25 protein-coding genes are annotated in these 26,953 nt (G+C 72.2%); 13 read left to right on the top strand and 12 right to left on the bottom strand.

Features of this window, described 5'->3' with window-relative positions:
- Positions 1-13: 13 nt before the first annotated feature.
- A complete protein-coding gene (locus ACQP2F_RS10615) occupies positions 14-1,864 on the top strand; it encodes a glycosyltransferase family 4 protein (RefSeq protein ID WP_433302940.1) in 1,851 nt (616 codons plus the stop codon).
- 145 nt (positions 1,865-2,009) lie between these two features.
- Positions 2,010-4,781: an aconitate hydratase AcnA gene (acnA, locus tag ACQP2F_RS10610; RefSeq protein ID WP_433302938.1), complete on the top strand. Its 2,772-nt coding sequence runs from the start codon at positions 2,010-2,012 to the stop codon at positions 4,779-4,781.
- Between the two features lie 62 nt (positions 4,782-4,843).
- On the opposite strand, the gene ACQP2F_RS10605 is transcribed toward acnA, so the two are convergent.
- A complete protein-coding gene (locus ACQP2F_RS10605) occupies positions 4,844-5,692 on the bottom strand; it encodes an aminoglycoside phosphotransferase family protein (RefSeq protein WP_433302936.1) in 849 nt (282 codons plus the stop codon).
- Positions 5,693-5,754: 62 nt separating this feature from the next.
- On the opposite strand from ACQP2F_RS10605, the gene ACQP2F_RS10600 reads away from it, so the two are divergent.
- Positions 5,755-6,000 carry a DUF2630 family protein gene (locus tag ACQP2F_RS10600; RefSeq protein WP_433302934.1) on the top strand — a complete coding sequence of 82 codons (246 nt, stop codon included), beginning with the start codon at positions 5,755-5,757 and terminating at the stop codon, positions 5,998-6,000.
- Positions 6,001-6,061: 61 nt separating this feature from the next.
- On the opposite strand, the gene ACQP2F_RS10595 is transcribed toward ACQP2F_RS10600, so the two are convergent.
- Positions 6,062-6,982: a serine protein kinase RIO gene (locus ACQP2F_RS10595; protein ID WP_433302932.1), complete on the bottom strand. Its 921-nt coding sequence runs from the start codon at positions 6,980-6,982 to the stop codon at positions 6,062-6,064.
- A 135-nt stretch (positions 6,983-7,117) separates the two neighbouring features.
- Positions 7,118-7,765 (bottom strand): HAD family hydrolase, encoded by a 648-nt coding sequence (locus ACQP2F_RS10590; RefSeq protein WP_433302930.1) that lies wholly within the window; start codon positions 7,763-7,765, stop codon positions 7,118-7,120.
- Between the two features lie 165 nt (positions 7,766-7,930).
- On the opposite strand from ACQP2F_RS10590, the gene ACQP2F_RS10585 reads away from it, so the two are divergent.
- The 4 genes from ACQP2F_RS10585 to ACQP2F_RS10570 all read left to right on the top strand — a co-directional run bounded on the left by ACQP2F_RS10585 (position 7,931) and on the right by ACQP2F_RS10570 (position 10,871).
- Complete coding sequence (locus ACQP2F_RS10585; RefSeq protein ID WP_433302928.1) at positions 7,931-8,509, top strand: TetR/AcrR family transcriptional regulator; 579 nt, start codon at positions 7,931-7,933, stop codon at positions 8,507-8,509.
- A gap of 34 nt (positions 8,510-8,543) precedes the next feature.
- Positions 8,544-9,458 (top strand): TIGR04222 domain-containing membrane protein, encoded by a 915-nt coding sequence (locus ACQP2F_RS10580; RefSeq protein WP_433302926.1) that lies wholly within the window; start codon positions 8,544-8,546, stop codon positions 9,456-9,458.
- A gap of 163 nt (positions 9,459-9,621) precedes the next feature.
- Positions 9,622-10,416 (top strand): DUF692 domain-containing protein, encoded by a 795-nt coding sequence (locus ACQP2F_RS10575; protein WP_433307444.1) that lies wholly within the window; start codon positions 9,622-9,624, stop codon positions 10,414-10,416.
- On the top strand, positions 10,413-10,871 hold the full coding sequence (locus tag ACQP2F_RS10570) for a hypothetical protein (RefSeq protein WP_433302925.1): 459 nt from the start codon (positions 10,413-10,415) through the stop codon (positions 10,869-10,871). The genes ACQP2F_RS10575 and ACQP2F_RS10570 overlap by 4 nt, the downstream gene beginning before the upstream one ends.
- Before the next feature lie 203 nt (positions 10,872-11,074).
- Here the strand turns inward: ACQP2F_RS10570 and ACQP2F_RS10565 are convergent, their stop codons facing one another.
- On the bottom strand, positions 11,075-11,437 hold the full coding sequence (locus ACQP2F_RS10565; protein ID WP_433302923.1) for a nuclear transport factor 2 family protein: 363 nt from the start codon (positions 11,435-11,437) through the stop codon (positions 11,075-11,077).
- A 138-nt stretch (positions 11,438-11,575) separates the two neighbouring features.
- On the opposite strand from ACQP2F_RS10565, the gene ACQP2F_RS10560 reads away from it, so the two are divergent.
- The 3 genes from ACQP2F_RS10560 to mug are packed head-to-tail and all read left to right on the top strand — an operon-like array spanning position 11,576 to position 13,649.
- Entirely contained in the window at positions 11,576-12,331 is a 756-nt protein-coding gene (locus ACQP2F_RS10560; RefSeq protein ID WP_433302921.1) for a helix-turn-helix domain-containing protein, read from the top strand.
- A gap of 15 nt (positions 12,332-12,346) precedes the next feature.
- Entirely contained in the window at positions 12,347-13,102 is a 756-nt protein-coding gene (locus ACQP2F_RS10555) for an SDR family oxidoreductase (protein WP_433302919.1), read from the top strand.
- On the top strand, positions 13,092-13,649 hold the full coding sequence (gene mug / locus ACQP2F_RS10550; protein ID WP_433302917.1) for a G/U mismatch-specific DNA glycosylase: 558 nt from the start codon (positions 13,092-13,094) through the stop codon (positions 13,647-13,649). Before ACQP2F_RS10555 ends, mug begins: the two co-directional genes overlap by 11 nt.
- Positions 13,650-13,693: 44 nt before the next feature.
- Here mug and ACQP2F_RS10545 read toward each other — a convergent pair whose 3' ends face one another.
- The 4 genes from ACQP2F_RS10545 to ACQP2F_RS10530 form a co-directional block, all read right to left on the bottom strand.
- Complete coding sequence (locus ACQP2F_RS10545; protein ID WP_433302915.1) at positions 13,694-15,631, bottom strand: ABC transporter ATP-binding protein; 1,938 nt, start codon at positions 15,629-15,631, stop codon at positions 13,694-13,696.
- A 79-nt stretch (positions 15,632-15,710) separates the two neighbouring features.
- The gene (locus tag ACQP2F_RS10540; RefSeq protein ID WP_433302913.1) at positions 15,711-16,508 is read right to left on the bottom strand and encodes an enoyl-CoA hydratase/isomerase family protein; all 798 of its coding nucleotides are present in this window, start codon (positions 16,506-16,508) and stop codon (positions 15,711-15,713) included.
- Positions 16,505-16,732: a helix-turn-helix domain-containing protein gene (locus ACQP2F_RS10535; protein ID WP_433302911.1), complete on the bottom strand. Its 228-nt coding sequence runs from the start codon at positions 16,730-16,732 to the stop codon at positions 16,505-16,507. Before ACQP2F_RS10535 ends, ACQP2F_RS10540 begins: the two co-directional genes overlap by 4 nt.
- Before the next feature lie 427 nt (positions 16,733-17,159).
- Positions 17,160-18,764: an ABC-F family ATP-binding cassette domain-containing protein gene (locus tag ACQP2F_RS10530; protein WP_433307443.1), complete on the bottom strand. Its 1,605-nt coding sequence runs from the start codon at positions 18,762-18,764 to the stop codon at positions 17,160-17,162.
- Between the two features lie 163 nt (positions 18,765-18,927).
- Between ACQP2F_RS10530 and ypfJ the strand changes: the two genes are divergently transcribed.
- The gene (gene ypfJ, locus ACQP2F_RS10525) at positions 18,928-19,863 is read left to right on the top strand and encodes a KPN_02809 family neutral zinc metallopeptidase (RefSeq protein WP_433302910.1); all 936 of its coding nucleotides are present in this window, start codon (positions 18,928-18,930) and stop codon (positions 19,861-19,863) included.
- A gap of 1 nt (position 19,864) precedes the next feature.
- Here the strand turns inward: ypfJ and ACQP2F_RS10520 are convergent, their stop codons facing one another.
- The gene (locus ACQP2F_RS10520; RefSeq protein ID WP_433302908.1) at positions 19,865-20,497 is read right to left on the bottom strand and encodes an acVLRF1 family peptidyl-tRNA hydrolase; all 633 of its coding nucleotides are present in this window, start codon (positions 20,495-20,497) and stop codon (positions 19,865-19,867) included.
- A 31-nt stretch (positions 20,498-20,528) separates the two neighbouring features.
- Between ACQP2F_RS10520 and ACQP2F_RS10515 the strand changes: the two genes are divergently transcribed.
- The gene (locus tag ACQP2F_RS10515) at positions 20,529-21,206 is read left to right on the top strand and encodes a DNA alkylation repair protein (protein WP_433302907.1); all 678 of its coding nucleotides are present in this window, start codon (positions 20,529-20,531) and stop codon (positions 21,204-21,206) included.
- Here ACQP2F_RS10515 and ACQP2F_RS10510 read toward each other — a convergent pair.
- Together ACQP2F_RS10510 and ACQP2F_RS10505 are read right to left on the bottom strand one after the other, a co-directional pair.
- Positions 21,203-21,793 (bottom strand): LysE family transporter, encoded by a 591-nt coding sequence (locus ACQP2F_RS10510; protein ID WP_433302905.1) that lies wholly within the window; start codon positions 21,791-21,793, stop codon positions 21,203-21,205. The genes ACQP2F_RS10515 and ACQP2F_RS10510 overlap by 4 nt on opposite strands.
- Positions 21,794-21,961: 168 nt before the next feature.
- Positions 21,962-25,324: an NACHT domain-containing protein gene (locus ACQP2F_RS10505; protein WP_433302903.1), complete on the bottom strand. Its 3,363-nt coding sequence runs from the start codon at positions 25,322-25,324 to the stop codon at positions 21,962-21,964.
- A 126-nt stretch (positions 25,325-25,450) separates the two neighbouring features.
- Here ACQP2F_RS10505 and ACQP2F_RS10500 point away from each other — a divergent pair, with 126 nt between their 5' ends.
- Complete coding sequence (locus ACQP2F_RS10500; RefSeq protein ID WP_433302901.1) at positions 25,451-26,146, top strand: histidine phosphatase family protein; 696 nt, start codon at positions 25,451-25,453, stop codon at positions 26,144-26,146.
- A gap of 19 nt (positions 26,147-26,165) precedes the next feature.
- On the opposite strand, the gene ACQP2F_RS10495 is transcribed toward ACQP2F_RS10500, so the two are convergent.
- A complete protein-coding gene (locus tag ACQP2F_RS10495; RefSeq protein ID WP_433302899.1) occupies positions 26,166-26,921 on the bottom strand; it encodes a maleylpyruvate isomerase family mycothiol-dependent enzyme in 756 nt (251 codons plus the stop codon).
- Positions 26,922-26,953 lie beyond the last annotated feature (32 nt).

Below are 26,953 nucleotides of genomic sequence, written 5' to 3'. Positions count from 1 at the left end.
CGGGTAAACACGGGTGAAGGTGCTCTTCCTGATCAACGATGCCTTTGGCATCGGCGGCACGATCAAGACGACGTTCAACCTGGGCGCGGCGCTCGCGGCGCGCGGGCACGAGATCGAGGTGCTGAGCACCGTACGCCGCCGGGACGTGCCGAAACTGCCCGTCGACCCGGCCGTTCGCCTCATGTCGCTGACCGAGGGACGGCCGCACCACCCGGATCACGTCGCCGAGGCGCGGGGCCGGGGCGAGCCGCCGAAGGTCTACCCGGCCGCCGACTACCGGGCCGCCGACTACGACCGGTACATCGAGCGCCGCTACCGGGAGTACCTGCGGGCCACCGACGCCGAGGTGGTGATCGCGACCCGGCCGGGGCTGATCGCGTACCTGGCCACCTTCGGTCCCCGGCATCTCATCAAGATCGGGCAGGAGCATCTGGTACGGGGTCAGCACCGCCGAGCCGTCCGCGACGAGCTCCCGCGTCATGTCCGCAAGCTGGACGCGTTCGTCACCGTCTCCCGGCGCGACGCGGAGGACTACCGTGCCCATCTCCGCCTGCGCCGCACCCGCCTGCTGTTCATCCCGAACGGCATCCCGGAGCCCGGTGTGCCGCCGTCGCACGGCCGCGCCAAGCTGGTCGTCGCCGCCGGCCGCCTGATCCCGAGCAAGCGCTACGACCTGCTGATCCGGGCCTTCGCCAAGGTCGTCGCCCAGCGCCCGGACTGGCGGCTGCGCATCTACGGCGACGGCAAGGAGATGCCGGCCCTCCGCGCGCTCGTGCTCGAGCTGGGGCTGCACAACCACGTACGGCTGATGGGTCAGATCGCCCCGATCGAGCCGGAGTGGGCGAAGGGGTCGATCGCGGCGGTGGCCTCGGACCGGGAGCCGTTCGGGATGACGCTGGTCGAGGCGATGCGCTGCGGCGTGCCGGTGGTCAGCACCGATGCGCCGCACGGACCGGGCGAGATCCTCCGGCACGGCGAGGACGGCCTGCTCACGCCCGTCGGCGACCCGGACGCGATGGGCGACGCCCTGCTGCGCCTCGTCAACGACGACGACCTGCGCCGCACGATGGCCGCCGCTGCCCGTAGCAATGCGGCGCGATACGACCCGTCGCTGATCGCGGAGCAGTACGAACGCCTGTTTGCCGAAATTTCGGGCGGAAGACGCGGAGGTTGGCTTCCTCGGGCACGACGGCCGGCCGGCGTCGCGGCGACCGCGAGGCAGCGGCCGGCGAGGGCGCTCGGCCCGGCCGCCTCGGTGAGCCGCCCCTCGCTCGACTGGGACGGCGTCATCGCGCTGCCCGATGGTTTCGCATTATTTCCGGACAAATCCGTCGGAGGAACGGAGGCCTGCGACGTGGCGGAGGTGCGCCGCGGCGACGGCACCCCGGCGCTGGCCGGCCTCCGCGACACGCGATCGCTTCTCGACGGGCCGCTCGGGCCGCGCATCCAGCTGCCCTTCCGCGCTCTCGACGGCACCCTCAAAGTGCGCATCTGGGATCAGCCGGTCTACGCCGAGGTCGGTGACGTCGACGCCGACGCCGACGGCATCCACCTGACCGGCCGGCTGCACGGCGCCGTCTTCGACCGTCCGACGCTGGAGGCCCGCTCCGGCGATCGGACCCACCCGCTCCCGATGACCGCCGAGGGGCTCGACTTCCGCGTCACCGTGGCCGCCCTCCCGCCCGGGACCTGGTCGCTCCACCTGCGCCACGCCCCCGCCGCCGAGCCCGTGACGCTGGCCCGGGTGCGGGACGACATCGTCGACAAGCGGACCGCTTTCGTGCTGCCGGCGGCCACCGTGGGCGATCGGACGCTGCTTCCCGCGTACACGGAAAGCAGCGAGCTCAGCATCCGCGTGACCTAGCCACCCCGCCTTGCGCCGCCTTACAAGACGGACGTACGGTTTACGGGAAACGTGAACCGAGAGTTAGGTCGGCCTAACACCGAAGGCGCCCTAGCCGGTGCGAAAGACTGACTTCGACTTCCAGTCGCTGGGTGAAGGAGATGACGTGGCCAGCCTCGACACCTTTGGTGCGAAGAGCGAGCTGCGCGTCGAAGACGCGAGCTACGAGATTTTCACGATCGACAAGGTCGAGGGGCACGATCGTCTGCCCTACTCCTTGAAGATCCTGCTGGAGAACCTGCTGCGGACCGAGGACGGCGCGAACATCACCGCCGACCACATCCGCGCGCTCGGCGGCTGGGACCAGACCGCCGACCCCAGCGTCGAGATCCAGTTCACCCCGGCCCGGGTGCTGATGCAGGACTTCACCGGCGTGCCCTGCGTCGTCGACCTGGCCACCATGCGCGAGGCCGTGAAGGACCTGGGCGGCGACCCGACCAAGGTCAACCCGCTGGCCCCGGCCGAGCTGGTCATCGACCACTCGGTCATCGCCGACCTGTTCGGCCGCGCGGACGCCTTCGCCCGCAACGTCGAGCTGGAGTACCAGCGCAACCGCGAGCGCTACCAGTTCCTGCGCTGGGGCCAGACCGCGTTCAACGAGTTCAAGGTGGTTCCCCCGGGCACCGGCATCGTGCACCAGGTCAACATCGAGTACCTGGCCCGTACGATCATGGAACGTAACGGGCAGGCCTACCCCGACACGGTCGTGGGCACCGACTCGCACACCACGATGGTCAACGGTCTCGGCGTCCTGGGCTGGGGCGTCGGCGGCATCGAGGCCGAGGCGGCCATGCTCGGCCAGCCGGTCAGCATGCTCATCCCGCGCGTGGTCGGCTTCAAGCTCTCCGGCGAGATGCCGGCCGGCACCACCGCGACCGACCTCGTCCTCACGATCACCGAGATGCTCCGCGAGCACGGCGTGGTCAGCAAGTTCGTCGAGTTCTACGGCCCCGGCGTGAGCGCCGTCCCGCTGGCCAACCGGGCCACGATCGGCAACATGTCGCCGGAGTACGGCTCGACCGTGGCGATCTTCCCGATCGACGACGAGACCATCAAGTACCTTCGTTTGACCGGGCGGAGCGACGAGCAGGTCGCGCTGGTCGAGGCGTACGCGAAGCGGCAGGGCCTCTGGCTCGACCCGCAGGCCGAGCCCGACTACTCGGAGAAGCTCGAGCTCGACCTGTCGACGATCGTGCCGTCGCTGGCCGGCCCCAAGCGCCCGCAGGACCGCGTGCCGCTGAACGCGGCCAAGCCGATGTTCCGCGACGCGCTCACCAACTACGTCTCCGACCAGGGCCCGGCCGACGAGGCGAGCGAGGAGTCCTTCCCGGCCAGCGACCCGCCGGCCAACCACGGCGACTCGGCCGCCGACAAGCCGCACGTGTTCAGCGCCGCGGCCGGCGCCGACGGCCGGCCCTCCAAGCCGACCCGGGTGGTCGGCGAGGACGGCACCGAGTTCGAGCTCGACCACGGCTTCGTCGGCATCGCCGCGATCACGTCCTGCACCAACACGTCCAACCCGCAGGTCATGATCGGCGCCGCGCTGCTGGCCAAGAACGCGGTCGAGCGCGGTCTTTCGCGCAAGCCCTGGGTGAAGACGACCCTCGCCCCCGGGTCCAAGGTCGTGATGGACTACTACGACCGGGCCGGGCTCACGCCGTACCTGGACAAGCTTGGTTTCAATCTGGTCGGCTACGGATGCACCACCTGCATCGGCAACTCGGGACCGCTGCCCGAGGCGATCTCGGCGGCCGTCAACGAGCACGACCTGACCGCGGTCAGCGTGCTCTCCGGCAACCGCAACTTCGAGGGCCGGATCAACCCCGACATCAAGATGAACTACCTGGCCTCGCCGCCGCTGGTGGTGGCGTACGCGCTGGCCGGCACGATGGACCTGGACATCACGTCCGAGCCGCTCGGCACCGGGTCGGACGGCCAGCCGGTCTACCTCAACGACATCTGGCCCAGCGCCAAGGAGATCGACGACGTCATCGCCTCGGCGATCGGCGCGGCCGGCTTCAGCTCGGCCTACGCCGACGTCTTCGCGGGCGACGAGCAGTGGCAGTCGCTGCCGACGCCGTCGGGGCAGACCTTCGAGTGGGCGAACGACTCGACGTACGTGCGGAAGCCTCCGTACTTCGAGGGCATGGCCGCGTCGCCGGCGCCGGTCGCCGACATCTCGGGCGCCCGGGTGCTGGCCAAGCTCGGCGACTCGGTGACCACCGACCACATCTCGCCGGCCAGCTCGATCAAGGCCGACTCCCCGGCCGGCAAGTACCTCGCCGAGCACGGCGTACCACGGCACGAGTTCAACTCGTACGGCTCACGCCGCGGCAACCACGAGGTGATGATCCGCGGCACGTTCGCCAACATCCGGCTGCGCAACCAGCTGGTGCCGGGCGTCGAGGGCGGCTTCACGGTCAACCACCTGACCGGCGAGCAGACCACGATCTACGACGCGTCGGTGGCGTACCAGGAGGCGGGCGTCCCGCTGGTCATCCTGGCCGGCAAGGAGTACGGTTCGGGCTCGTCCCGCGACTGGGCGGCCAAGGGCACCATGCTGCTGGGCGTGCGCGCGGTCATCGCCGAGAGCTACGAGCGCATCCACCGCTCGAACCTGATCGGCATGGGTGTGCTGCCGCTGCAGTTCCCGCCCAAGACCAACGCCGAGTCGCTGGGCCTCACCGGCACCGAGACCTTCACGATCACCGGCGTGACGGCGCTCAACGACGGCGACATCCCGTCGACGGTCAAGGTCCGCACCGACACCGGCGTCGAGTTCGACGCCGACGTGCGCATCGACACCCCCGGCGAGGCGGACTACTACCGCCACGGCGGCATCCTCCAGTACGTGCTGCGCAAGATGCTGAACAGCTGATCGTCCTTCGCCCGCCTTCTTCGCTCGAGGAAGGCGGGCGATTTTTCTGCGCTGTCCCGGGCTCAGCCGGCGATCGCCTCGGCTATCTGGCGGGTGGTCGCGGCCGCCACCCGGGCGTCGGTCGCGGCGTAGGAGCAATACGCGTTCAGTCCGGCCGCCAGCGCCCAACCCCGTCCGCGCGCCCACGTCGCGTCGTCGACGCCGAGCTCGTCGCGGAAGACCGCCCGCGCTCCCGCCGACATCAGCGTGAACGCGATCATCATGTCGCGGGCCGGGTCGCCCACACCGAGGCCGCCGAAGTCGATGACCGCGCTCAGCCGGCCGGACACCGTGAGCAGGTTGCCGGTGTGGAAGTCGCCGTGGAACCACACCGGCTCGCGATCCCAGCCGGGTGCCTCGAGCGCCGCCTCCCACACCGCGGTCATCCGGTCCGGGTCGAAGACGCCCGCCACCCGCGCGATCGCCGCGCGCGTTTCCCGGTCCCGGTCCGGCAAGCCGGAGATGTCGGCCGGGGAAGTATCGGGAAGCGGGAGGCTCTGCAGCGTACGCAGGAAACCCGCGAGTGAGACCGCCGCCGCCGTCGAGTCGCCCAGCTCGGCAACTGTCGCCACCGAGCCGGGAAGCCACCGGGAAACGGCCCACGGCCAGGGGTAACCCAGCGCGGGCCGGCCCACCGCGACCGGCGACGGGATGGCCAGCGGCAGATGCGGGGCGAGCCGCGGCAGCCAGCGCATCTCCTTCTCGGCCTGGCCGATCGCGCCCTCGTGGCGGGGCAGCCGGACGGTGAGCTCGTCACCCAGGCGGTGGATCAGATGGTCGGAGCCGCCGGGCTCGACCGGGCGCAGCGGCAGTGCCGCCCACTGCGGGAACTGGGTGTCGACCAAGCGCCGGACCAGCGCGCCGGTGAGCATGACCATAACCTCCGTGCGAGTCCCGCCACGGCGTGCGGGCCGCGAGTGAATAGGCTTCGGGAATGGATGACAACACGGTGCTGAGCCGGATCCACGGCTTGGTCGATGAGGAGCACAAGCTGCGGCAGCAGCTGGGCCGGGGCGAGATCTCCTCGGACGAGGAGCACGCCCGGCTCAAGGAGCTGGAGGAGGCCCTGGACCAGTGCTGGGACCTGCTGCGCCGGCGCCGGGCCGCCCGCGAGGTGGGCAACGACCCGAACGTCGAGCAGGCCCACAGCGTCGGCGAGGTCGAGGGTTACCTGCAGTGACGCGGTCCCGGCCGCGGCCGCCGCGTGGTCGGCGGCCGCGGGCCGGGTGGGCGGCGGCGGGTCATCGCAGGCCCGCCTCGTAGAGCAGGCGCTCGAGCAGCTCGTCGACGTCCACCCGCAGCCCGCGCTGGGTGAACCAGCCCGCGACGTTGCGCACGTCCCGGGCGATGAAGTCGGCGCCCTGCGGGTTGGCGACCACGTCGACGATCTGCGGCAGGTCGATGAGCACCAGCCGGCCTTCGTGCACGAGCGTGTTGTACGGCGAGAGGTCGCCGTGCGCCACCTGCGAGCGCGCCAGAACCGACAGCGCGTCGGTCATCTGCAGCCACAGGTCGGCCAGCTCGTCCGGGTTTGCCCGCACCTGCGCCAATCGCGGGGCGGCCTCGCCGGTATCCCAGTCGCCGATGAACTCCAGCATCAGCTCGGTGCCGATGAGCTGCACCGGGTAGGGCACCCGGACCAGCCCACTGGCCTGCCCGATCGCCCACAGCTGGGAGAGCGCGGCGAACTCGGCCGCCGCCCACTGCCCGGCGATCATCTCCTTGCCGAACGACGTGCGGTTGGCCATGGCCCGCATCTCCCGGGAGCGGCGGACCCGGCGGCCCTCGAGGTAGCCGGCGTCGCGGTGGAAGAGGCGGTGGTCGCCGTCGCGGTAACGCTTGGCGGCCAGCATGCTGACCTTGTCGGTGTCCGGTACGTGCCGGCGCACCAGGAAGACGTCCGCTTCCTTGCCGGTCTTGAGCATGCCCAGCTCGTCATCGACCGCGGCGTGCTCGGTGCGTACCCAATCGGGTCGGGGTTTCGGGCCGTGCAGGGCGCCGTCCCAGGTCGACCAGTTGTCGCCCGTCTCGGGCAGGTCGGGCTCCTCGACGAGGTGCGGCGTGGCGAGACTGCTCCGCTTCAGGAAGTCGGGCTCGTCGTCGTCGAACTTGCGGCGGCCCTTGCGCATGGTGGCCGGGCCGAAAGAGTCGTGCGAACGCACTGGAGGGTCTCCTCAGAGAAAGAAGGGTTTCGAAGCTGGACAGCAGGCATCGCAAAGACGGCCATCTGTCTCACCCCCTTCTTCTCGTCGGAACGGTGCTCACTCTGCCGGGGCCGGAAGACACCCGCAACCCATTTATTGCGCGGCCATGATCGCCGACAGGCCCTGAATCACGTTGCCGACCACCCGGGTGGGCGCGAACCGGTTGTCGACCCACTCCCGCCCGCGGTGCAGCCACACGCTGGGCAGGCCCATCGCGGCCGCGCCGCCGATGTCGGCCTCGGGGCTGTCGCCCACCACCCAGGCGCCGCCGAGCCGCATGCGCACGCGCTGCGCGGCCAGCGCGAAGATGCGCGGGTTGGGCTTGCTCACGCCGGCCTGCTCGGAGATCACCCAGTCGGCCACGTACCGGTCGAGGCCGGTGCGGCGGATCCGGCTGTCCTGCAACTCGGCCTGCCCGTTGGTGACCACGACCGGCACCAGGCCCGCGTCGCCGGCGATCTGCAGCGCGCAGCCGACCATCGGGTCGAGCCGCTCGAACGCCAGCGGCCCCTCGTGCAGCTCCTCGAGCAGATCGATCGAGGGAATCGTCAGCCGGTACCGGTCGCGGATCAGATCGGCGAGGTCCCACCGCGAGGTGAGACCGTCAGCATCAACGGAGAGTAACCAGTCGAGATCGTCCTGTGGCGCGCCGATCTCGTCCAGGAAACCCTTCGCCCACAGCCTGAACGCACCGCTGCGGTCCAGCAGGGTGTCGTCGAGAGCGATGAGCACGAGAGGCACCCGCGCACTTTACGTGAGGTAGGGCGGAAGCGAACAGTCCAGGACTGTTAACAACTTCCGGCCCGGATGGTGGATTTCGCATCATCCGGCCGTACCGGAGGACGTCGTTGACAAGACGTACGTACGGATTGCAGAAGAAAGCGCCTGCGTGACACGATCCATGACGTGCCCCGTGTGAGTCAGGACCAGCTCGACGCGCGCCGCCACGAGATCCTCGCGGCGGCGCGGGACTGCTTCGCGCGCTTCGGCTACGAGGGTGCCACGGTGCGGCGCCTCGAGGACGCCACCGGCCTGTCCCGCGGCGCGATTTTCCACCATTTTCGCGACAAGGAGTCGCTGTTCCTGGCCGTGGCCGAGGACGACGCCGCGGCCATGGTCGAGACCGTCGCCCGCAACGGCCTCGTCCAGGTGATGCGGGACCTGCTGGAGCGGGCCGGCGGCAGCGAGGGCGACACGGCCGGCTGGCTCGGCACCCAGCTCGAGGTGTCCCGGCGGCTGCGCACCGACCCGGCGTTCGCCAAGCGCTGGGCCGAGCGCTCGGCCGCCATCGCCGACGCCACCCGCGACCGCCTCCAGCGCCAGCGCGAGGCCGGCGTGCTGCGCGACGACGTCCCGGTCGAGGTGCTCACCCAGTTCCTCGAGCTCGCCTACGACGGCCTGGTCCTGCACCTGGCCACCGGCCGGCCGGCGGGCGAGCTGAGCCGGGTCCTCGACGTGGTGGAGAGCGCCGTCCGCAAGGCCTAGTTCGCGACGTTGCGGGCGTCTGCACAATGAGGCCATGCAGGACACCTGGGGGATTGCTGGCCCGGCCTTCATCGCCGGGTACCTTGCCGCGCTGGGCATCGTGGCCCTCCTCGCCCTTGTGCACCGGAAGATCAGGTTCAAGGGCGACCCGAGCGTACGGATCGACGACCTCGGCCCGCAGCAGCTCGCCTACCTCAACGGCGGCGATCGGCTCGCCGTCTACTCCTCGCTGGGCGGCCTCCGCCAGGCCGGGGCCCTGGGCGCCGGGCCGGGCCGCACGCTCATGCAGACCGGACCGCTGCCGGCCGGCGTCACCCCGCTCGACTTCGCCATCCACCAGGCCGCGAGCCGCCAGGCCCGGGTCCGCGACCTCACCGACGACCAGTACGTGCGCTCGGCCCTCGACGACCTGCGCGCCGGGCTCGAGCGTCGCGGCGTCGTGGTCACCCCCGAGACGGTCCGCCAGACGCGGATGTGGGCGCTGGCGACCGGCGCGCTGACCCTGGTCGGCATCGTCCGGCTGATCGCCGGCATCCGGAACGACAAGCCGGTCGGCGTCCTCTTCGTGCTCCTGGTCGTGACCGCGTTCCTCACGTACAAGCTGGCCCGCACCAAGCGGCTGGCGACCACGACCGCGCAGGCCCGCATGCGCGAGCTGCGCAAGTGGAACAACCACCTCGCCCCGCAGCTCTCCCCGTCCTACGCGACCTACGGCGCGACCGGGGCGGCGATGGGTGTGGCCCTCTACGGCTCGGCGTCGCTGTGGGCGATGGACCCGGCGTTCGCGGCCGAGGCCGAGATCCAGCGCCACATGGTCGACGGCCTGTCGACCGGCACCGCCGGCAGCAACTCCACCGCCGGCTCCTGCGGCGGGAGCAGCTCCTGCGGCGGCTCCAGCTCGTGCGGCGGCGGAGGGGGCTGCGGCGGAGGCGGTGGTTGCGGTGGCTGAGCCCGGCGGCATCCCGATCCCGGCGGCCCAGTCCATCGCCGCGGGTGCGCGCGGCTCGGCCCAGTCCACCGCGGCGGGCGCGCGCGGCTCGGCCCAGTCCACCGCGGCGGGCGCGCGCGGCTCGGCGCAGCCCTTCCCGGCCGGCGATGCTTACGGCGTAGGGATCGGGTGGCGTCCGGAAATTTCGGGCTTTGTCGGTGCGCTGCCGGGGCTGCGGTTCGCCGAGGTGGTGGCCGAGTCGGTGCATGCGCACGGCGACCTTCCGGACGGCCTGGCGGCGTTGCTCGACCGGGGGGTGGCCGTCGTGCCGCACGGCGTCCGGCTCTCGCTCGGCGGCGCCGAGCCGGTCGACCCCGGGCGGGTGACCCATCTCGCCGCGGTGGCCGACCGGCTGGGTGCGCCGCTGGTCAGCGAGCACATCGCGTTCGTACGCGCGGGGGGCGTCGAGGCCGGGCACCTGCTGCCGATTCCGCGCAGCCGGGAGGCGGTCGACGCCGTGGTGGCCAACGTCGCCCGGGCCACGGCCGAGCTCTCCGTGCCCCTCGCCCTCGAACCGATCGCGGCGCTCTTCGACTGGCCCGACGACGAGCTCACCGAGGCCGACTTCCTCACCGAGATTCTCGACCGTACGGGCGCCTTGTTGTTGCTCGATGTCGCGAACGTCTACGCCAACGCCCGCAACCGCGGCGAGGACCCGCTCGACCTGCTCGGCAAGCTCCCGCTCGACCGGGTGGCCTACGTCCACGTGGCCGGCGGCGCCGAGCACCAGGGTCTCTACCACGACACGCACACCGACGCCGTCCCGCCGGCCGTGCTCGACCTGGTCGCCGAGCTGTGCGCCCGCCACCGCCCGCCGGCGCTGATGCTGGAACGGGACGGCGACTACCCACCGGCGGCCGAGCTGAGCGCCGAGCTCGACGCGATCGCCGCCGCTGCCGGCTACCCGGCGATCACATGACCGCCGCCGACCGCGGCAGCCTCGCCCAGCGGCAGGCCGCGCTTGTCCGCGCCCTGACGGCGGGCGAGCCGCGGCCGGAAGGCTTCGATCCCGTCACGTTCGACGCCGCCCGGACGGCCCTGCTGCGCAAGCGGGCCGGCGAGGTGGGCCGGCATTGGCCGATGCTGGCCGCCGGCCTCGGGGCGAGCTGGAAGAAGGAGTTCGCCCGGTGGGCGGCGACCCGGCCGACCCAGGGTTCGCTGCGGGACGGCTGGGATCTGGCGCGCGACCTGCTGGCCCGCGACGCCCTGCCCGCGATGGCCGCCGAGGAGCTGGCCGGCTACGAGGCCCGCTTCCGCTATGACGGTGTCTCGGCCCCGCGGTCCCGACGCGGGCCGGCCCTGCGGTCGGCTTCCGGCGTCGTCGTCGTGCAGGTCGCCGGCCGCGTCCGCGTGATCCGGCGTCCGTCGAGCTGACGGGCCGGGTTCCACTCCGCGGGCGATCCGGCCGGTTACCCGCGGGCCGAGCGCCGGTCGGCCCCCGCCCGCGGAGCGCCGCCACCCCGCGGAGCAAACGCCGCCCGGCCACCGCCCCTCGGAGCAAACGCCGCCCGGCCACCGCCCCGCGGAGCGGACGCCGCCCGGCCGCCACCCCGCGGAGCGCGTCCCCCGTGCTTTCTTCAGGCCGGGACCTTGTCGAGGAAACCCAGCACCCGGCGGATGCGGCCGTCGGCGTCCAGCTCGGCCACGTCGAAGCCCACCACCAGCGGCTCGCCCGGCACGGCGCCCAGGTGCCAGGTGAAGCGCGCCTGGTCGTGGTGGGCGTCGGCCGGGCCGCCGGGCGAGAAGGTCAGGCCCGGGAACTGCTGCTGCACCGCGCCGATCAGGGCGTCCAGGGCGTCGCGGCCGGTCGCGGCGGCCATCGGGTCGACGTAGCGGACGTCGTCGGCGAACAGGTCGTCGATCCGCTTGCGCCGGGTCCCGGGGTCGGTGTCGTTCCAGACGCCCAGGTACCGCTCCACCACGCTGTCGAAGTCGCTCATCGCTCTCGTCCTCTCTCGGATGCCGACGGAACCCGGCGGGAACCGTCGTTGACGAGAACACCGTCGCCCGAGCGGGGTAGGCGCGTCGATTACGCCGGAGGTAATGGTCGTCCTTCCCTCAGCCGTTAGGCTTCGGGCATGAGCGACGTGGGGCAGTTGCTGCGCGAATGGCGGACGACCCGGCGGCTGAGCCAGCTCGAGCTCTCCGCCCGGGCCGGAGTGTCGGCGCGGCATCTGTCGTTCGTGGAGACCGGGCGGTCGCGGCCCACCCGCGAGATGATCCTGCGGTTGGCGGCGCGGCTCGACGTACCGCTGCGGGGGCAGAATGAGCTGCTCCTGGCCGGCGGTTATGCACCGGCCTGGGGTGAGTCGGCGCTGGATGGTCCGCGCCTGGCCGCCGTGCTCTCCTCGCTGCGCGACGTGCAGGCCGGTCATGAGCCCTATCCCGCGCTGCTGGTCGACCGGCACTGGACCATGATCGACGCCAACGCGGCCGTCGCGCCGCTCACCGAGGGATGCGCGGCCTGGCTGCTCGAGCCGCCGGTGAACGTGCTGCGCCTGTCGCTGCACCCGGAGGGCATGGCGCCGCGCATCCGCAACCTGGCCGAGTGGCGCACCCACGTGCTGCACCGGCTCGACGACCAGGCCGCCCACACCGCCGACCCGCGGCTGCGGGAGCTGCACGCCGAGCTGGCCGGCTATCCCGGCGGCGAGACCGGTGAGCGGCCGGCCGGGCTGGTCGTGCCGCTGCGCTACGACGACCTCTCGTTCTTCAGCATCACCTCGGTGCTCGGCACGCCGCTCGACGTGACGCTGGACGAGCTGGCGATCGAGTCGTTCCTGCCCGCCGACGCGACCACGGCGGCCGCGCTCGCGCGCCAGTCACAGCGGTGAGGCAGGATCGGGAGCATGGATCTCGGACTCGACGGGCGCGTCTACGTCATCACCGGTGGCTCCCGCGGGCTCGGCCTCGCGACGGCCGAGGCGCTGGTCGCGGACGGGGCCAAGGTCGTGCTCTCCTCCCGCGACCGCGACCGCATCGAGGCCGCCGCCGAGCGGCTCGGGCCCGGTGCGGCCGGCGTGGTCGCGGACCTGGCCGACCCGCCGACCCCGCAGCGGCTGATCGACGAGGCCACGTCACGGTTCGGGCGCCTGGACGGCGCGCTCATCTCAGTGGGCGGTCCGGCCGTCGGGTCGGCGGCGTCGATGACCGACGACCAATGGCGTACGGCGTTCGAGACCGTCTTCCTCGGATCGCTGCGAGCCGTCCGGGTGATCGCCGGCGCGCTGGGCGAGGGCGGCGCGATCGGGCTCGTCCTCTCGACCTCGGCCAAGACGCCCCTGCCCAACCTGGGTCTCTCCAACGGTCTGCGGCCGGGACTGGCGATGGCGGCCAAGGACATGGCGGACGAGTACGCGCCCCGCGGCATCCGGATCGTCGGGCTCCTGCCGGGCCGGGTCCTGACCGACCGCAACCGGGAGCTGTTCGCCGCCACCGGCGACGCGGCCGCGGAGGAGGCCCGGGTGACCGCACGGATCCCGATGCGGCGGATGGGCCGCCCCGAGGAGTTCGGCAAGGTCGCCGCCTTCGCGCTGTCCCCGGCCGCGAGCTACCTGACCGGCCTGCTCATCCCGATCGACGGCGGTTCCCTGCGTGCCCTCTGACGTCTTCCGTAAGCCCACGCCCGAGGAGGTGGCGGCCGCCGCCGGCCGGACCATCCCGGACCTGGTCGGCCCCGGCCTGCGGGTGCTGTTCTCCGGTATCAACCCGAGCCTTTACTCGGCCGCGACCGGTCATCACTTCGCCCGGCCCGGCAACCGCTTCTGGCCCGCCCTGCACCTCGCCGGCTTCACCCCGCGCCAACTGCACCCCGCCGAGCAGGGCGAGCTGCCCGCGCTGGGCCTCGGCATCACCAACGTGGTGGCCCGGGCCACCGCCCGCGCCGACGAGCTGTCGCCGGCCGAGCTCATCGCCGGCGGGGAGGTCCTGGCCGCGCTCGCGGGCCGCTGGCAGCCCCGCGTCCTGGCCGTCCTCGGCGTGACCGCCTACCGCACCGCGTTCGGCCGCCGCGCGGCGGCGATCGGCCCCCAGGACGAGACCGTCGGCGGCGTGCCGGTCTGGGTGCTGCCCAACCCGAGCGGCCTCAACGCGCACTTCCAGCTCGGCGCCCTGGCCGCCGAGTTCGCCCGGCTGCGGGCCACCGTCCTCTGACGACTACGGTTGCCGGGTCGCGCGCGGAGAGCCGGGCGCCGCGCTCAGGGTTCGATCGAGCCCGCCGGGACGGTGATGATCTCGACGTCCTCCTCGACCAGCGGGGACGCCACCGCGAACTGCGTGCGGTACAGCTCCGCGTAGAGGCCGCCGGCCGCGACCAGCTCCTCGTGCCGGCCGCGCTCCACGATCCGGCCCTGGTCGAGCACGAGGATCTGGTCGGCGTCGCGGACCGTGGACAGCCGGTGGGCGATCACCAGGGCCGTGCGCCCCTCCAGCGCCGCGGTCAGCGCCCGCTGCACCGCCGCCTCCGACTCGCTGTCGAGGTGGGCGGTGGCCTCGTCCATGATGACGATCGACGGGTGCTTGAGCAGCAGCCGGGCGATCGCGATCCGCTGTTTCTCGCCGCCGGAGAAGCGGTAGCCCCGCTCCCCCACCACGGTCTCGAGGCCGTCGGGCAGGGAGCGGACCAGGTCGGCGACCTGCGCCCCGGCCAGCGCCGCCCACATCTCGTCGTCGGTGGCGTCCGTCTTCGCGTACCGCAGATTCTCGGCGATGGTCTCGTGGAAGAGATGCGAATCCTGGGTGACCACGCCGATGGCGTCGCGCAGCGAGCCCAGGGTGGCGTCCCGCACGTCGACCCCGTCGACCAGCACGGCCCCGTCGGTGACGTCGTAGACCCGGGAGACCAGCATCGACGTGGTCGACTTGCCGGCGCCGGACGGGCCGACCAGCGCCACCATCTGCCCGGGCTCGACCGTGAAGTCGACGCCCTTGAGGACCGGCGCGCTCTCGGTGCGGTCGAGGGTCGCCACGTCCTCCAGCGTCGCCAGCGACACCTCGCTCGCGCTCGGGTAGCGGAAGTGCACGTCGCGGAACTCGATGCGGCCGGCGCCGGCCGGGACGTCGACCGCGCCGGGCTTCTCCTCGATGCCGGGCTTGAGGTCGAGCACCTCGAAGACCCGGTCGAACGAGACCAGCGCGCTCATCACGTCGACCCGCACGTTGCTCAGCGCCGTGAGCGGGCCGTAGAGCCGGGTGAGCAGCAGCGCGAGGGTGACGACCGTGCCGGCCGTGACGCTGCCGGTGACCGCCAGCCAGCCGCCGAGGCCGTAGGTGAGTGCCTGGGCCAGGGACGCGACCAGCAGCATCGCCACGAAGAACGTGCGTGAGTACATGGCCTGCTGGACGCCGATGTCGCGGACCCGCTCGGCGCGCGCCCCGAAGTGCGCGGCCTCGGCGTCGGGCCGGCCGAAGAGCTTGACCAGCAGCGCACCCGAGACGTTGAAGCGCTCGGTCATCGTCGCGTTCATCTTGGCGTCGAGGTTGTAGGACTCGCGGGTGATCTCGGCGAGCCGCTTGCCGACCCGGCGGGCCGGGATGATGAAGACCGGCAGCAGCGCCAGCGACAACGCGGTGATCTGCCAGGACAGGCTGAACATGACCGCCGCGGTGAGCACGAGCTGGATGACGTTGCTGACCACGCCGGACAGCGTCGAGGTGAAGGCGCGCTGGGCACCCAGCACGTCGTTGTTGAGCCGGCTGACCAGGGCGCCCGTCTGCGTACGCGTGAAGAACTGCAACGGCATGCGCTGGACGTGGTCGTAGACCCGGGTGCGCAGGTCGAGGATGATGCCCTCGCCGATGCGCGCCGAGTACCACCTCTGGGCCAGCGACAGGAACGCGTCGATCACGGCCAGCCCGGCGATGGCCAGCGCGAGCTTGACGACCAGGCTCGCGGCGCCGTCGCCGCCGCCGGTGATCGCGTTGACCACGTGGCCGGCGAGCAGCGGCGTGGCCACCCCGATGCCGGCGTCGAGCACCACGGTGATCAGGAAGACCGTGATGTCGCGGCGGTAGGGTCGGGCGAAGCGCAGGATCCGGCGGGTCGTGCCGCGGGTGAGGCGGTGCTGGGTGACCCGATCGGAATTCTGGATCGAGCGCAGCATGCTCCAGCTGGACATGCTGGACGAGGGGCCCATCGGTTCACCTCCCGGGCGGTCATGGGCGGGGCAGAGGACAGTCTGCCCGGCGGGTACGACAACCCGGGACGTGCGAGCGCTATTCCGTGCCGATCAGGTCGCGCAGGCGGCGGGTCTGCGCCTCCCGCTCGGCCCGGTCCTGGTCCGCGTACGACCGCTGACCGGCGCCGGCGATCAGGGCCTTGATCTCGGCGACCGCGCCCGCGTCGGCGGCGAGCACGGCGGCGGTCAGGTCGCTGACCGCGCCCGTCAACGCCGCCGGGGGGACCACCGCGGTGGCCAGCCCCAGGGAAAGGGCCTCGTCGGCGGCGATGCGCCGGCCGGTGACGCAGATCTCGAGCGCCCGCGACGGCCCGACCAGCTCGGTGAGGCGCTTGGTGCCGCCCAGATCGGGGACGAGCCCGAGCGTCACCTCGGCCATCGAGAAGCGCGCGTCGTCGGCGAGCACCCGCACGTCGCAGTTCAGCGCCAACTGAAATCCGGCGCCGATCGCATGACCCTGGACCGCCGCGATCGTCACGATGGAGGGGTTACGGAGCCAGGTGAACGCGGACTGGAAGCCGGCAATCCGATCGGCGCACTCCGCCGCTGACAACTGCGCCAGTCGAGTGAGTGAAGAATCGCCGTCGCCGCGCGCGGCCGACAGATCCAGGCCCGCGGAAAACGCACGCCCCTCGCCTCGGACAATGACGACTCGTACGTCACCCGGCAATTTCCGGGAAATGTTCGCCAGCTCTGCCCACATCGCCGGAGTCTGCGCATTGAGAACCTCGGGCCGGCACAACGTCACCGTTGCGACCGGCCCATCCAGGTCGTAGCGAACTCCCGCCTCGGCGGCGGGAACGGCAATACCGGGCTCGGCGTTGTCCGGCGTCACCCCTTCTTGCGCCGACGAGCGCCGCCGCGCTGGCGAAGCTGTACGCCCGACTCGGTGAGCACCCGATGCACGAATCCGTAGGAACGGCCGGTCGAAGCGGCGAGGGCGCGAATGCTCTCGCCAGAGGTGTAGCGCTTGACCAGATCCTTCGCTAGCGACTGTCGCTCGCTGCCGACGATTCGGCGACCCTTCTCAGTGCTGGTGGCTGTGCCCGTGGCTGCCATGTTGAATCCTCACGTCCCAGACTGTGCGGTTCGATACGGTCCCACCTATTAGACCGCCTCCAACGATCATGCGCTAGGTATCCCGGCTTAGCCAACGTGCCCATTTAGCACTGTCAGGAACTTGACCCTGACCATCCGCATCAATGTCAGACAGTTAACTGACGTTAGGGCGAGGACGATTCCGACCACTCGGTAGGTAGCCGGGCCACCCGGTCCAAGACCATCGATCACCTGCGCAAACACTCGATCGAGGGCGGGCGCGGGCGAGACATGACGCACCGTCGATGCAACGAACACGCAGCGGCGCCGCCGCCCGTGTGCCAACTTTGCGGCGCCCGAGGCGCTGCCCGACCTGACCGCAAACGCCCGAACGTCGCACTGTCTGTGTGGGCACCAGTTGACAACTGACGATCAGCAACGCTCGCCGTCAGGCCAGCTCGACGAGCTCCAGGAGATCGTCGCTCCACGCGTCCTCGTCGCCGTCCGGCAGCAGGATCGCGCGGTCGGGCTTGAGCGCCTGCACGGCGCCCGCGTCGTGGGTGACCAGCACGATCGCGCCCGGGTAGTTGGCGATCGCGTCCAGCACCTGCTCGCGGCTGACCGGGTCGAGGTTGTTGGTCGGCTCGTCCAGCAGCAGCACGTTCGCCCCCGAGCAGACCAGGGTGGCCAGCGCCAGCCGGGTCTTCTCGCCACCGGACAGCACGCCCGCGGGCTTGTCCACGTCGTCGCCGGAGAACAGGAACGCACCGAGGATCTTGCGCAGGTCGGTGTCGGTCTGGTCGGCCGCGGCGCTGCGCATGTGCTCGAGGATGGTGCGGTCGACGTCGAGCGTCTCGTGCTCCTGGGCGTAGTAGCCCAGCCGCAGGCCGTGGCCGGGCCGCACCTCGCCGGTGTCGGAGTCGAGCAGGCCGCCGAGGATGCGCAGCAGGGTGGTCTTGCCGGCGCCGTTGAGGCCGAGGATGGCGACCCGGGAGCCGCGGTCGACCGCCACGTCGACGTCGGCGAAGATCTCCAGCGACCCGTACGACTTCGACAGCCCCACCGCCGTGAGCGGCGTCTTGCCGCAGGGCGCCGGCTGCGGGAACCGGACCTTGGCCACCTTGTCCGAGACGCGGGTCTCCTCGAGGCCGCCCAGCAGCTTCTCGGCGCGGCGGGCCATGTTCTGCGCGGCGACGGTCTTGGTGGCTTTTGCCCGCATCTTGTCGGCCTGCGCCATCAGGGCGCCCGCCTTCTTCTCGGCGTTGGCCCGCTCGCGCCGGCGCCGGCGCTCGTCGGTCTCGCGCTGCTCGAGGTACTTCTTCCAGCCGACGTTGTACATGTCGACGACCGAGCGGTTGGCGTCGAGGTACCACACCTTGTTGACCGCGGCCTCGAGCAGCTCGACGTCGTGGCTGATCACGATGAGGCCGCCCTTGTGCTGGGCCATGTAGCCGCGCAGCCAGGCGATCGAGTCCTGGTCGAGGTGGTTGGTGGGCTCGTCGAGCAGCAGGATGCCCTTGCCGTTCTGCCCCGAGTCGGCGAACAGGATGCGGGCCAGCTCGATGCGGCGGCGCTGACCGCCGGAGAGGGTGCCGATGGTCTGGGCCAGGGCCCGGTCGGGCAGACCGAGGTTGGCGCAGATGCGGGCGGCCTCGGCCTCGGCCGCGTAGCCGCCCAGGGCCGCGAACTGGTCCTCCAGGTGGCCGTAGCGGCGCACCAGCTTGTCGTCGGCCGACTCCTCGAGCTCGATCTCGAGCTTCTGCATCTCGGCCAGGATCGAGTCGAGCCCGCGGGCCGACAGCACCCGGTCGCGCCCGGTCACGTTCAGGTCGCCGGTGCGGGGGTCCTGCGGCAGGTAGCCGACCTCGCTCGTGCGCTCGACCTTCCCCGCGTACGGGATGCCCTCGCCGGCCAGCACCTTGAGGGTGGTGGTCTTGCCGGCGCCGTTGCGGCCGACCAGGCCGATCCGGTCGCCGGGCTGCACCCGCAGGGTGACCGGGGACAGCAGGATGCGGGCGCCGGCACGCAGTTCGAGTCCGGTGGCGGTGATCATCTGAAAGCTCGCTCTCAAGAAGAAAGGCTGACTCCGACAGGTCAGCCTTCGCAGAGCAGCACTAGGGCCCATACTACCGGGCGTCGGGTAGGACCAGCCAACTGATTACTGATCAAGATCAACGGGTAATCCCTCGCGCAACCCCCGCGCCAGTGAGGATGAGATGGAACTCAACGAGAACGCTGACATCGACACCAGCCAGGTCGAGGACCAGCGCGGCTCCGGTGGAGGCGGCGGCGGCTTCGGCGGCCTGCCGATCCCGATCGGTGGCGGCGGCCTCGTCGGGATCATCATCACCGTCGTGCTCGCCCTCGCCGGCGGCTACTTCGGCGTCAACCAGCTCGGCGGCAGCAGCGGCAACTCCGGTGACAACACCAACATCACCCAGGAGTGCGGCGACAAGTCGACCGCCCGCAGCAAGCTCGACTGCCGCAACGTGCTCTACGTCAACTCGATCCAGGCGTTCTGGAAAGAGGCCGAGCCGCAGTACTTCGGCAAGCAGTACCAGCCGGCCAAGACGGTGCTGTTCTCCAACCGGGTGAGCACCGGCTGCGGCGCCGCCGACTCGGGCACCGGCCCGTTCTACTGCCCGGCCGACGACCGGGTGTACATCGACCTGACCTTCTATCAGCTGCTGGCCCAGCAGCTGGGGGCGCCCGGCGAGTTCGCCCAGCCGTACGTGCTCGCCCACGAGTACGGGCACCACATCCAGGACCTGGTCGGCACCGAGGCCAAGATGCGCCAGGCACAGCAGAGCGCGTCCTCGGACGCCGAGCAGAACCTGCTGTCGGTCAAGCTCGAGCTGCAGGCCGACTGCTACGCCGGGGTCTGGGCCAAGCACGCGACCGAGACCAAGTCGTCGAACGGCCAGCCGATCTTCAAGAGCCTGACCGCCGACGACATCCAGCAGGGCATCCAGACCGCCGGCCAGATCGGCGACGACACCCTTCAGCAGCGGGCCGGCAACCAGATCAACCCGGCCGAGTTCACCCACGGCACGTCGGCGGACCGGCAGAAGTGGTTCTCCGAGGGCTACAACTCGGGGACCCCGGAGAAGTGCGACACCTTCGCCCCGGGGGCGGTCAAGGAGGGCGACTGACCTACGGTTCCTTCACCAGCACTCGTACGGCCCGGGCCCCGGCCACCGCGGAGACCAGCACCGCGTGCCGGGGCTCGGGCACGTCCAGCAGCCGTTCGGCACGAAGGGCGGCCACCGCCGACAGCGAGGGCGGCGCGAGGATGGCGTCGATCGCCGCCCGGTCCCCGCCGGTCACGAGCGCGACCAATGACCGTACCTCGGGAAGGAGAAGGCGCCCCACGATGCCGGCGCCGTCGGCCGCCGCCGCCTTCGCCTGGTTGTCCCGCCGCCGCGCGAAACGCTGCTGGGACCAGCCACCCGCGGCCGTGCGCCCCTGGACGTAATGCGTCTCCACCTTGGACGTGATCAGCTCCGGCCCCTCGGCGATGCCCACCGCCACCGCACCCTTGCGCGCCAGCAGCAGTCCGATCCGCCGCGGCGTCGTCGCCTGCACGATCAGCTCGGCCATCGTCTCGACCGGCGGCGCGCCCGGCGGTTCCTGCCAGTTCGCCGTGGCGCCGTCCTCGGCGATCAAGAGCAGACCCTCTTCCCGGTACGCGCCATGGCGCCCGGCGAAGTTCGCCAGCCACCGTGGCAGCCGCTCGGGCGCGACATCCACCCACTTGCCGCCGCCGGCCGCCGTCCGCTCCCCCATTCCCGTCACACTACGGTGGCAGGATGCTGCTGTGACCGACCTGGTGGCTACCCTGCTCGCCCGCCTCGGCGACGGGCTCTCGGCGGCACGCGACCCGGCGCGGGCGGCGGCGATGGCGGCGTACATGCGCGACCAGTTCGACTACGCCGGCGTGGCCGCGCCGGCGCTGCGCGCGGTGGAGCGCGCCGCGTTCGCCGGCCTGCCCCGTCCCGCCGAGGCCGACCTGCGCGACTTCGCGCTCTCCTGCTGGTCGCGGCCCGAGCGGGAATACCAGTACGCGGCCTGCGACTACCTGCGCCGGCACGTCGGCGTGGCCGGCGCCGGGTTCCTGCCGGTCGTGCGCACGCTGCTGACCACGAAGTCGTGGTGGGACACGGTCGACCCGCTGGCCACCCGCTTCGTCGGCGACCTGGTGCGATCGCACCCGGTGCTCGCCCACGAGATGGACGACTGGTCGCAGGACGAGAACAAATGGCTGGTCCGCACCGCGATCCTGTTCCAGCTGCACTACGGCGGCGCGACCGACACGTCGCGGTTGTTCGGCTACTGCGTCCGGCAGGCGGGTCACCCCGACTTCTTCGTGCGCAAGGCGATCGGCTGGGCGCTGCGGCAGTACGCCCGCACCGACCCCGAGTCGGTGCGGGCGTTCGTGGCGGCCACGCCGGCGCTGTCCCCGCTCTCCCGCCGCGAGGCGATGAAGCACCTCTAGAGCAACCTGATCGCCAGGATGGCGATCACCGCGGCCGAGACCAGGGCCGTGACCATCCGGCCGCGCTCGCCGGTCAGCAGCCGCCCCACCAGGCTGCCGCCGCCGGCGATCAGCAGTTGCCAGCTCGCCGACGCCAGGAACGCGCCGATCACGAACCAGGCTCCGCCGCCCTCGCCGGAGCGGCCCAGCACCAGCGCCGCGAAGTAGACGACGGTGGCCGGGTTGAGCAGGGTCAGGGCCAGGATGCCGGTGAACGCGCGGATCGGCGTCGCCGGCCGCTCGTCCCGCGCGGCGCCCGGCTTGCGGAACGCGCTGCGGGCGGTCATCGCGGCCAGCCCGAGCAGGACGGCGGCGGCCGCCCAGCGCAGCGGGGTCGCGATCGGGGCGATCAGGCCCGCCACGGCCGCGCCGCCCACCACGGCGATCGTCGCGTAGATGCCGTCGGCGGTGGCCGCGCCCAGGCCGGCGGCCGCGCCGACCCGCAGCGACGTGCGGGCGCTGAGACCGGCGATCAGGACGCCGATGGCGCCCACGGGCACGGCGACGCCGTAGCCGGCCACGACGCCGGCCCAGAACGGCGCGCTCACGACAGCTGCTGGCGGACCGGTCCTTCCAGGACGAGCGCCGTCTGCTGCCGGACGGCCCGATCGGCCGCGGCGACAGCGATGACGGCATGCTTCAGCAGCTTGTTCACGCCGCACATGATGCGGCCCGGCGCCGCGCGCCCGCCACCGAATTAGCGGTTGCCGGCGAGATCAGCGGTTGTCGGCGAGCCAGGCGGCGATGCGCTCCTCGACGTAGCTCAGCGCCGCGTCGATGTCGGCCACCGCGTCGGGCGTACGGGCCAGCGCCACCAGCGACGCGTGCAGGTGGTCGGCGCTGCCGGCCAGCCAGCTGAACTCGTCGAACAGCGCGGCCAGGTCGGTGCGCCAGCGGTCGGCGCCGGTACGGATGCTGGCCAGCCGCACCCGGAACGTCTCCAGCTCGCCGCGCATCTCGTCGATGCCGGCCGACTCCCGGCCGCGGTCGAGCTTGCTCAGCACGTCGGGGACGCGGCGCCGGCGGCGGGTGGCGGCGGCCCGGGCGCCGGCGAGCACGGCGGCCCGATGGTCGGTGACACGCGACCACTCCGAGCCGAGCCGGGAGAAGACGATCTCGGCGAGCATGGCCGCCTCGGGACCGGCCGGGTCGAGCCGGTCGAGGATCTCGGCGGCGGCGCGCATCCAGGCGTCCACCGAGCCGAGCAGGCACCGCATCACCATCAGCGCGGCCTCGGTGGGCGCGTCCCGGTCCGCGGTCAGCGCGGCGAACAGCTGATCGGCGTACCGGTCGCGCAGGTCGTCGTCCCAGCCCGGGAACTCCAGGACGATGCGCAGGCAGCGCAGGTAGCTCTCGACCGCCTCGGCCGGGGTGGTCTTGGTGGCCGGCAGCAGCCAGACCTCGAGCAGCGCCTGGGCCGCGGACGGCGTGCGGTCGGGCCACCAGGAGACGTACGCCCCGGCGGTCGCCGCGAGTCCGGAGGCGAGCAGCGGCTCGATCGTGTGCCAGGCCAGCTCGACGTCCAGGCAGCCGTAGAACGGCACGCGCCGCCGGTGCGCCTCCACCTGGCCGTCGTGGTCGAAGGCGCTCGACGGCCGCACGAGCAGCCCGTACGGGTCGGGGCGGGACGGGAGGTAGCTGCCGTCATCCAGGACCAGGCGTACGTCGCGGGCGGCCCCGTCGGCGACCCGCTCGATGGCGAACGTCTCGACGAACGAGTCCCAGGCGTCGCCGTCGAACTGCCCGTGCCAGAGCATCGCGTGGTCGTGCCACCGCCGGGACGGGTCGCCGCCCGCCGCCTCGGCCAGGTCGCCGAAGCGCAACTCACCCGCGACCGCGACCGCCAGAAGCACCAGGTTCGCCGTGTAGGCCGCGAACCGGGCGGCGACATTCCTGGCCGCCGGCCGGTAGGAGCGGCTCGGCCAGGCCCCGTCGCGCTCGCACTGCCGGAAGAGCCGGACCAGCACGCCGGTCCAGCGGGCGCGGTCCTCGGCGCCGAGCCGGACGGCCATCCCAGCGAGGAACTCCACGATCGGCGTCCGGGCGGTGAGCGGCACCACCGACAGCAGATCGGCCATCAGATCGTTCCCGGTCATCGGCCGCCCGGCCGGGGTCACCGCGTCGCGCGCCACCGTCTCGCCGAGCAGCCGCCAGGTGAGCCGGGCCACGAGGTATTCGCCGACCATGGAGTGCAGGAACTCGTACGCATCGCGGGCGCGGCGGACGAAGAAGAAGCGCCCCGGCAGCGGTCCCGGCGCCGGATCGCCGAGCGTGGCCCGCAGGTCCTGGCCGACCGCCTCCTCGCCGACCCACTGGGCCGAGCGGTTCAGCATCGCGAACGCGACCACCGCGAGCCGGTCGAGCTCCTGCTCGGCGAGCGACTCCCGCTGGGCGACGTCAGCGTCCGGGTACGCGGTGGCCACCTCCCGGCGGGCAAAACCGGTCAGCAGACGCTCGAACAGCTCGCCGGTCGTCAGCGGGCCGGCCGGCCCCCGCCGTAGCGCGTGCCCGTCGGCGTCGTAGAGGGCGAGCAGGAGCAGCAGCAGCGGCTGCCCGGCCAGGCCGGGGTGGGCGAGCACGTCGTCGGCGGCCAGGCCGGCGTCGTTCGCCTTGTTCCACACGTCGACCCAGCGGCGGATCCGGGGCTCGTCGAAGGGTCGCAGCCGCAGCAGGACGGTCTCGGCCGGCAGCGACGCGCGCTCGGCCGCGCTGGTGCGACTCGTCACGATCACCGCGACGGCCCGCCCCTGCTCGTGCTCGCGCTCCTGGAAGTCGGCCGCCGTCTGCAGGAAGTCGCGCCGGCCGGCCCCGGTCGCCGGGAGCAGCTCGTCGAACCCGTCGAAGATGATCACCGGCACCGCGTCGGTCGACCGGGTGAGGTCTGCCCAGGTCGTCTCCTCGCCGGTGGCGGCCCGCACCGCCTGCTCGACCTGGCGCGGGAGCGGGAGCCCGCCGTCGGCGTCGCGCAGCGGCACCCGGATCGGCAGGAAACGGGTGCTGGCCAGCCGGGCCGCGAGGATCTTCGTGAGCAGCGACTTGCCGGCGCCGGGCGATCCGAGCACCAGCAGCGGCGCGCGCAGGGCCCGCGGCGAGCCGAGGTAGCCGGCCAGGAAGCGGTCGAGGTCCGGCCGCACCTCGACGTCCTGCCAGAACGTCTCGCCGGCGGGTGAGCGGTTCGCGACCCGGGTCGCGACCTGGAAGGCGGGCGGGATGTACGCGCGCTCGAGCGCCGGCACGACGAGGCCGCCGGGCAGGTCGATCGGCTCGATCACGCCCCGCTCGAGCAGGGCGCCGTGGGCGCGTTGCAGGGCGTCGGCCACGCCCTCGGCGGTGGTCTCGGTGGTGACCGAGCGCAGGAGCCGTTCCAGCTCCCGCAGCGACGGCTCCAGCGAGCCGGGCCGTCGCTCCACCCCGAGCTGGTGCCGGTGGTCGATCCACAGGGCCAGGTCGGGGCAGTCGGCCATGAGGTTGAGCAGCATCTCCTCGTACCTCTTGATCGCCCGCCGCCCGCCGGCCCGGATGTCCCGCCGCAGGATGGCCCGCTCGCCGTCGCTGAGCTCGTCGTACGGGGCGAGGCCGGCGAGGAAGCGGGCGAGGGCGTCGGAGAGGTGGTCGTAGAAGACCTCGAGCTCGGCCAGGAACTTCTCCTGGGGAACGTGCGGCTCGGGCAGCAGGACGCCGGCCCGCAGCGCCGAGGTGGCCAGATCACGCGCGCCGTCCGCGCCCTGACCGGCCAGGCGCGGCTGGTCGTGCCGGGTCGTCCGGGCCCAGGAGAGATCGACGTCGGAGAGCGCGTCGAAGTAGGCGGCGATCACGATGACCGCGTGCGCGGCGGCGAGCCTCTCGGTGCGATCGCGCCGGGCCGAGCCGGTCATCGCGCGCGAGGCCGCGTTCACCAGCTCGCCCGAGACCCGGGCCAGCTCGGCCCGCAGATCGAGCAGGCCGAGCAGCGGCGGGGCGGCGATCGCGGCCCCGGCCAGCAGTCCGCCGGTCATCGCGTCGACCCGGCGGAAGATCGCCGACTGCGGGCCGCCGCCGAGGATCAGGATGGCATCGGCATAACTGATCGTCTTCGCCACGATACTGATTGTTGCGGCGAGGCGGCTTTTGCGGCAGTCCCGGTTATCGATCTGTCGATCATCTGCCGGATTTATCGCGACTTATCCGCTCGGCTGGCAGCAGGTGATCGTGGATAGGGTGGGATCGTGAGCGTAGTGGGCGAACTGATCCTCATCCGGCACGGCCAGAGCCTGGCCAACGTGGCGTTCCAGGAGGCCAACGAGCGCGGCCTGATCGAAGCGGAGGTGAGCGGCCGCGACGCCGAGGTGCCGCTCACCGAGATCGGCGAGAAGCAGGCGGCCGCGGTCGGCGGCTGGCTGGCCGCCCTCCCGCCCGGGCAGCGCCCGACGGTCGTCGTCACGTCGCCCTACCTGCGGGCGCGCGAGACCTGGCGGATCGCGGCCGAGGCGGCCGGCATCGACCTGCCCGCACCCACCACCGACGACCGCCTGGTCGACCGGCTGATGGGCGACCTGGAGCTGCTCACCCACGCGGCCGTGGCCCAGCGTTTCCCCGGCGAGGCGGCCCGGCGCGCCGAGGCCGGCGAATACCGTTACGCCCCGCCCGGCGGCGAGGCCTTCGCCGACGTCGAGTCGCGGTTGGCCGGCTTCCTGGCCGACCTCAACCGGGACCGCGCGGGGGAACGCGTGGTCGTGGTCGCCCACGACGCCGTGGTCCTGATGATGCGCGCGGTGATCGAGCAGCTCTCGTGGGACGAGGTGATCGCCATGGAACGGGCCGAGGGCACGGTCCGGAATGCGTCGATCTCCCAGTTCCTGGCCGAGGACGGCCGGCTGCGGCTGGTCCGCTACAACGCCGTCGACCACCTGCCCGCGGCGTGAGCCGGACGGGTCAGCCGCGTCACTCGGTGTCGGACCAGGCCAGCAGCTCGTCCAGAACGGAAGCGTCGCCGTCCACGCGCAGGTCTTGACGGGGAATGCGTTTGTAGAGGGCCAGCACCAGGTCGCTGGCGGAGCCGTGCAGGGTGGTCAGCGGGTCGCCGCTGGCCGGCGGGTCGAACCGGGCGCCGGACGGGGACAGGTCGACCAGCCAGGACGGGCCCTCGGTGGCGGTGAAGGCGACCCGGGCCGGGCGGTGCGGCCAGGGGCCGAGCGAGGACAGGCCGACGCTCAGGAACTCGGCCACGCCGTCGACGGCGATGGCGGCCGGGAGCGGCTCGGGCTTGCCGACCGCCTCCTGCGCGTCGAACGCGTGGACGGCCGCCTCCTGCACCTGGTGACGGGCGATCGCCTGGGCGGTCATCGGGGCGCCGGACGACTCCCACCACGTCCAGGCGGGAGTGTCGGGGCCGGCGGCGCGCAGGGCGTCGAGCAGCAGGCGGGTCGACTCGCCGAACCAGGTCAGCAGATCACCCCGGGGGTCGGTGTCGCCGCGCTGCTCGGGAGTGGGCGGGCCGGACGTGTCGGCCTGGCTGGTGGTCAGAGCCCAGAACCGCTGGACCTGGCCGAGGTGGGTGATCAGGTCGGCCAGCGACCAGTCGGGACAGCCGGGCACGCGGGCCTCGAACGACGGCGCGAGGCCGGCGGCCCCGCGCAGGGCCGCCGACCTCTCCTCGATCAGGGTCAGAAGCTCGGAGAACGGCGGTGTGTCGGTCATGCCTCGGTTTCTATCACCGGGGTACGACAGAA

Source organism: Actinoplanes sp. CA-030573 (genome assembly GCF_050951115.1).
Taxonomy (GTDB): Bacteria; Actinomycetota; Actinomycetes; order Mycobacteriales; family Micromonosporaceae; genus Actinoplanes.
Note: the sequence above shows the minus strand (reverse complement) of the source record. Positions and strands in the feature narration are given on the sequence as shown.